This is a genomic window from Oleiagrimonas sp. (assembly GCF_027858935.1).
Lineage (GTDB): Bacteria > Pseudomonadota > Gammaproteobacteria > Xanthomonadales > Rhodanobacteraceae > Oleiagrimonas.
In genome coordinates this window covers 1-5,697 of sequence record NZ_JAQIBU010000298.1, presented here as the reverse complement: position 1 = coordinate 5,697, position 5,697 = coordinate 1, and the positions used below count along the sequence as shown (strand labels likewise).

Sequence of the window (5,697 nt, the reverse complement as noted above, 5' to 3'; positions counted from 1 at the left end):
TCGGTGTTCTCGTAGAACCACACGTTGGTGTAGCCCATGCCTTCCATCTTCGCGGCCATCTTGCGTGCCTGCGCCGGGCCCACGCGGTCGTCGCTGGTGGTGGTGTAGAACAGCACCGGGGGATAATCCTGCCCGCGCTTGACCAACTGATAGGGCGAGAAAGTCTTGATGTAGGCCCACTGCTTCGGATCGTCCGGATTGCCGTATTCACCGACCCAGGATGCGCCAGCGTCAAGATGAATGTAGCGCTTCATGTCCAGCAGCGGTACTTCGCAGGCGATGGCGCCGAACAGCCTGGGATAACTGACCAGCATGTTGCCGACCAGCAAGCCGCCGTTGCTGCCGCCCTCGGCACCCAGGTGGGCCGGCGAGGTCACGCCACGCCGGATCAGGTCGCGGGCGACGGCGGCAAAGTCCTGGTAGGCCCTGGGACGATGGGCATTCAATGCGGCACGGTGCCAGCGTGGGCCATACTCGCCGCCGCCGCGGATATTGGCGACCACGTAGACGCCACCCCTTTCCAGCCAGGCACGACCCACGCTGCCACTGTAATGCGGCAGGAGCGAGACCTCGAATCCGCCGTAGCCATACAGCAGGGTGCGGTTGGAGCCATCCAGCTTGATGCCTTTGGGGGCGATCTCGAAGTACGGCACACGGGTGCCGTCCTTCGAGGTGGCGAAATGCTGGCTCACCGTGAACTTCGAAGCATCGAAGAACGCCGGTTCGCGCTTGATGCTTTCGGGCGCGTGCTTGCCGATCACGCCGCGCTCCAGCGTGGACGGGGTCAGGAACCCGGTCACGTCCAGCCAGTAGGCGTCGGAGTGGTCGGGGTCGGTGTCGACCACGCTGACCGTGCTCAGCGCCGGCGCGCCGGCCAGGGGCATGCGTGACCAGTGGCCGTCGGCACCCGGTGTCAGGACCTCAAGCCGGCTCTGGACGTCTTTCAGCGTGCCCAGGATCAGGTGATGCCGGGTCCAGCTGTAGGACGACAGCGCGGTATGCGCGTCGGGCGTGAACAGGGCGGTGAAGTTTCGCTTGCCGGCCATGAAGGCGTCGAACTTCGTCACCAGCAGCGCGCCGGCCGGCCAGGTGATGCCGCCGGTGGTCCAGGGTGACTTGGTCTGCACCAACAGCCACTGGCGGTGCACATCGGCCTCGGCGTCGGCAGGGACGACCAGCTTGTGCAGGGTGCCGTCCTTGAGCTGGAAAGTTTCGCTGTGGAAAAAGTCCTTGGCCACGTGCACGAAATCGCGCTGGAAGCCGGGCATCTCGTCGTGCGAGGCACTCACTGCCAGGTCCGTGGTCTTGCCGGCGTAGACCGTCTCGGCCGCCTCGATCGGGGTGCCCCGCGTCCAGCGCTTGGCGATGCGCGGGTAGCTGGAGGCAGTCATGGATCCGGGGCCGAAATCGGTGCCGACGAAGATGTGGTCGTGGTCGATCCAGCCGACCTGGGTCTTGGCCGTGCGCAGATGGAAACCGTCCTTCACGAACGAGCGTGTCGGAATGTCGAACTCACGCACCTCGACTGCATCGCCGCCGTCGGGCGAAAGCTCCACCAGGCATCGCGTGTATTCGGGTTTCAGGCACTGCGCACCCTTGAAGACCCATTTATGGCCCTCGGCCTTGCCCAGCGCGTCGACGTCCAGCAGCACGTCCCATTTCGGGTCGGCCTTGCGGTATTCAGCCAGCGTGGTGCGGCGCCAGATGCCGCGCGGATGGTCGGCATCCTTCCAGAAGTTGTACAGGTCGTTGCCCCTGCACGACACGTAAGGGATGCGCGCATCGGAATTCATCACTGCGAGGATCTGGTCGCGCGTAGTGTTGAACTGCGTGTTGTCGGCAAAACGTTTCTCGGTGATGGCATTTTGCTGGTGAACAAACCTCATGGCGCGTTCGCCGTGGGTTTTTTCCAGCCAAAGGTAGGGGTCCATGGAACGATTGCCTGGGGTGGATGCTGGAGTCGCGTGTGACGCGCCCGTACTAAGCAGTGCGCCGAGCGCCAGGAGCAAGACGAAACCTTGCATGGACTTATCTCGACGTGATTGGAGGATTGGCGACTAATAGCACGAACGGAAATCTTGCAAGCACTGAAGACGGTCAGCTGCAAAACAGAATCGCTGCTTGGCCAGCTCGTGAGCATACAGCGCAACCCGACCTCGGGACGGCAAATATGTGACGAAAGTCACATATGGAAAATCCTCACATGGGGTTGACAGATCGTTAAAAGAGCGTGATTTTGTTGAGGGGTAAGCGTGACACTGTGTTGACAGCTGAGTGACAGCGTTTACGCAAGGGAAGGGCAATGATGCCCGTACGACCATCGCTGCATGAGTACGCGATGGCACAGGATTACTTTTTGGGGGTTCTCGATGAATCGCAAGATATTGAGTGTGGCAATGGGTGCCGTGCTCGTGTGGGCCTCGCCCACATGGGCAGGCAGCACCAGCACTTCAGCGGCGGGTTTTTCGCCCATGTCTGCACAGGGCGCATCCGGACAATCGCAGTCCAGCACGGATGCCAAGAGCAAAAAGAACAAAAAAAACAAGAAGGCCAAACGGCTGCAGTCGGTAATCGTGACCGGTTCTCTGATTCCACAGACTGAAATAGAGACGGCCACGCCGATCACCACGATCACCGCCAATGACATGAAGATCCGTGGCTTCAGCACGGTCGCCGAGGCGTTGCAATCCACCTCATTCGCCACCGGTTCGGTGCAGGGCCAGCAGTCCTCGGCCTCGTTCACCCAGGGCGCGGAGACGGTCAGTCTGTTCGGATTGAAGCCCGGCTACGTGAAATACCTGATCAACGGTCGACCGATGGGCCACTTCCCGGCCCTTTACAACGGCAGCGACGTGTTCAACAACATCGCGGGCATTCCGACTGATCTTGTCGACCACATCGACATCCTGCCTGGTGGCCAGTCGTCACTGTACGGTTCGGATGCCATCGCGGGCGTGATCAACATCGTGCTCAAGGACCATCTGGATGCGCCCACGCTCGATGCTCGCTATGGCTGGACCTCCGGCGGCGGCGGCGAGACCCAGCGCCTTTCGGGCGCCGACAGCTGGCAATGGGGCAAGCTGAAAGTCCTGGCCGGTTTCCAGTTCGACAACAACAAGCCGGTCTGGGGCTATAACCGTGCCCTGACCAGCCAAAAGTTTCAGCATGGTCGAAGCCCCTCCTACCCAGGCTTTGATGCGGTCGAATACAGCCTGCTCGGGAACAGCAACTACCTGCTGGATCCCGCGCAGTGCAAAAATGACAGCAGCCTTTTCGGCGGCACGGTGACGTATGCCAATCGTCCCGGCCAGGGCCCGTATTGCGGTTCGCTGAAGGACGTGGGCTACCAGACCATCAAGAACCAGAAGAAATCGTACGAGGGCTACACGCACATCACCTATGATGTGAACGAGAACCTGCAGCTGTACTCCGATGCTCTCTACAACCTGTCTGACACCAGCTGGTCGGTCGGATCCAATTACACCTTCTGGAGCAGCGGATTCTACACCGGGCCGTTCTACGACCCGAACGTGAATGACATTGTGGCCCTGCAGAAGGTCTTCGCGCCGGAGGAGACGGGTGGTTATGCAAACACCATGAATCACCAGGTGGATCACTCGCTCTTTGTGACCCTTGGCGGCAACGGCATGATCGGCAACTCGGACTGGGACTACGACGTCAGCATCACCCACAGCGAGGAGCATCTGAAGGTCAATAACTTCGTGCGCTTCTTCAACCCGATCGAGAATTATTTCAAGGCCATGCTCGGCCCGAATCTGGGTCCGGATCCGTTCTTCAACTACTATCCGACCTACTCGCCGAATTACAAGAAGTTCTTTTCGCCGATCTCGGTCAGTGACTTCAATAGTTTCACCGGCTACGTCCCGACCCGCTCCAAGACCTGGGACAACCTGCTGCGTGCCCAGATCACGGACGGGACACTGTTCAGTCTGCCCGGCGGTGATGCTGGGGTCGCCGTGGTCGCCGAAGGCGGCAATTCAGGCTGGGCCTACACGCCCGATCCGGGCTTGCTCAATGGGAGCGTATGGGGCCAGACGGACGTGCAGGGCCATGGTCATCGCAGCCGTTATGCACTGACCACCGAATTGAAAATGCCGTTGCTGAAGCAGGTGACGCTGGATATTTCGGGTCGTCACGATGCCTACAAGGCGGCAGGCAGGACCTTGACCAAGAACACCTACATGGCGGGTCTTGAGTACCGTCCGTTCGATTCCCTGCTTTTACGTGCACGCTATGGGCGCGCATTCAAGGCACCGAGTCTGTCGGACCTGTTCCAGGCCAAGAGCGGGTATTACACGTACGTGCCTGATTACTACAACTGCTCGCTGTTGGGTTATGACCCGGCGAATGTCGGCCAGTGTCCGACGCGCTACTCGCAGACCCAGGTTTTCGGCCAACAGGCAGGTAACGTCAACCTGAAGCCGATCAACGCCAAGGTCTGGTCCTACGGTGTGGTCTGGGCGCCGACTGCGGCCCTGAACTTCAGCGTCGACTTGTACCACACCGACATCAGCAATGAAGTCCGGCAGGCCAGCCCGGCGGGCCTGATGCTGACCGAATACGAGTGCCGCACCGGCAACATCAATATCAATTCGCCCACATGCGTGAATGCTCTGGCCGATGTGACCCGCGACAATCTCGGCAACGTGGTGCAGATCTTCACGCCGAAGGTGAATGTATCCAACGAAGTCACCGACAACCTGATCGCGCACGCCAGCTGGCGCTTCGGTCTGGATACGCTGGGCTCAATGGCGGTCAATGCGTCCTACTCAGATACCTTGAAGCACAAGCTGCAGCGTTATCCGGGGGACCCGAAGATCGACCTGCTTCGCCATCCGTACTACAGCACCGACTTCAAGACCAAGGCGAACGTGACCCTGGACTGGCGCAGGAACAAGTGGGGGGCATCCATCTATGTGGATCGCTATGGCAGCAGCCCCAACTACTACGCCACCACACAGGATTCCTACACGAATCCTCTTTCCGGCAGCCTGTCTCCGTGGACCTTGACCAATGCCACCCTGCGTTACCAGGTGACCAAGGCACTGAAGTTGTCGTTCCTGGTCAACAACGTGTTCAACACCATGCCTCCCGTGGACCACAGCTACTCGGGTACCACCGGAGTGCCCTACAACACAAGCAACTACAACGTATTCGGCCGCACCATGTATCTCGAGGCCAACTACAAGTTCGGCAAGTAACGAGCGTTAGGATCCGCACTGTCGGATCATCCCCAGAGACCCTGCCGCAAGGCAGGGTCTTTTTTTTGGTTCATCGCGCTTTCCCGGGGAAGGCGGCCTTGATTTTGAGGAAGAAGTAAGCGCAGTCCCGGTAGCCATGGGCCATGCAGTTGATGACCTTGATTTCCTTATGGATGCCCTCGACCAGGTTTGTCTCCAACGGTCATCGGCAGCGCCGTAGCCCGGATAAGCAAAGCGCATCCGGGGTGCCCATGCATCCAGACGACGTCCCCCCGCTTTCAGTAGCGGGACGGTTTAGAGTCCAGGTTCACTTTAACTGCTTAGCGTAGGCAGCGGGCGTCAGCCCGCCCAATGCTTTCTTCGGCCGCTCCTCGTTGTATTCCCGACGCCAGCGTTCGATCTCAGCACGTGCGTGCAACAGACTGGGAAACCAGTGCTCGTTAAGGCATTCGTCGCGCAGGCGGCCATTGAACGA

At 59.8% G+C, this 5,697-nt stretch carries 3 protein-coding genes and 1 pseudogene; 1 reads left to right on the top strand and 3 read right to left on the bottom strand.

Annotated features, from left to right (window positions below; genetic code table 11):
- On the bottom strand, positions 1–2,024 hold a 2,024-nt coding region (locus PF446_RS11000; protein ID WP_298071510.1), incomplete at its 3' end, for a prolyl oligopeptidase family serine peptidase.
- 447 nt (positions 2,025–2,471) lie between these two features.
- Between PF446_RS11000 and PF446_RS10995 the strand changes: the two genes are divergently transcribed.
- Positions 2,472–5,222: a TonB-dependent receptor gene (locus PF446_RS10995; protein ID WP_298071508.1), complete on the top strand. Its 2,751-nt coding sequence runs from the start codon at positions 2,472–2,474 to the stop codon at positions 5,220–5,222.
- Positions 5,223–5,292: 70 nt separating this feature from the next.
- Here PF446_RS10995 and PF446_RS10990 read toward each other — a convergent pair.
- Together PF446_RS10990 and PF446_RS10985 are read right to left on the bottom strand one after the other, a co-directional pair.
- A pseudogene (locus tag PF446_RS10990) lies at positions 5,293–5,442 on the bottom strand (ISL3 family transposase); the annotation flags it as partial.
- A gap of 87 nt (positions 5,443–5,529) precedes the next feature.
- Positions 5,530–5,697: transposase (locus PF446_RS10985; RefSeq protein WP_298071381.1), on the bottom strand; the 168-nt coding region annotated here is incomplete at its 5' end.

Coding starts and splice junctions, on each gene's coding strand:
- PF446_RS10995 (WP_298071508.1), top strand. CDS start 2,472: ATGTCTGCACAGGGCGCATCCGGACAATCGCAGTCCAGCACGGATGCC.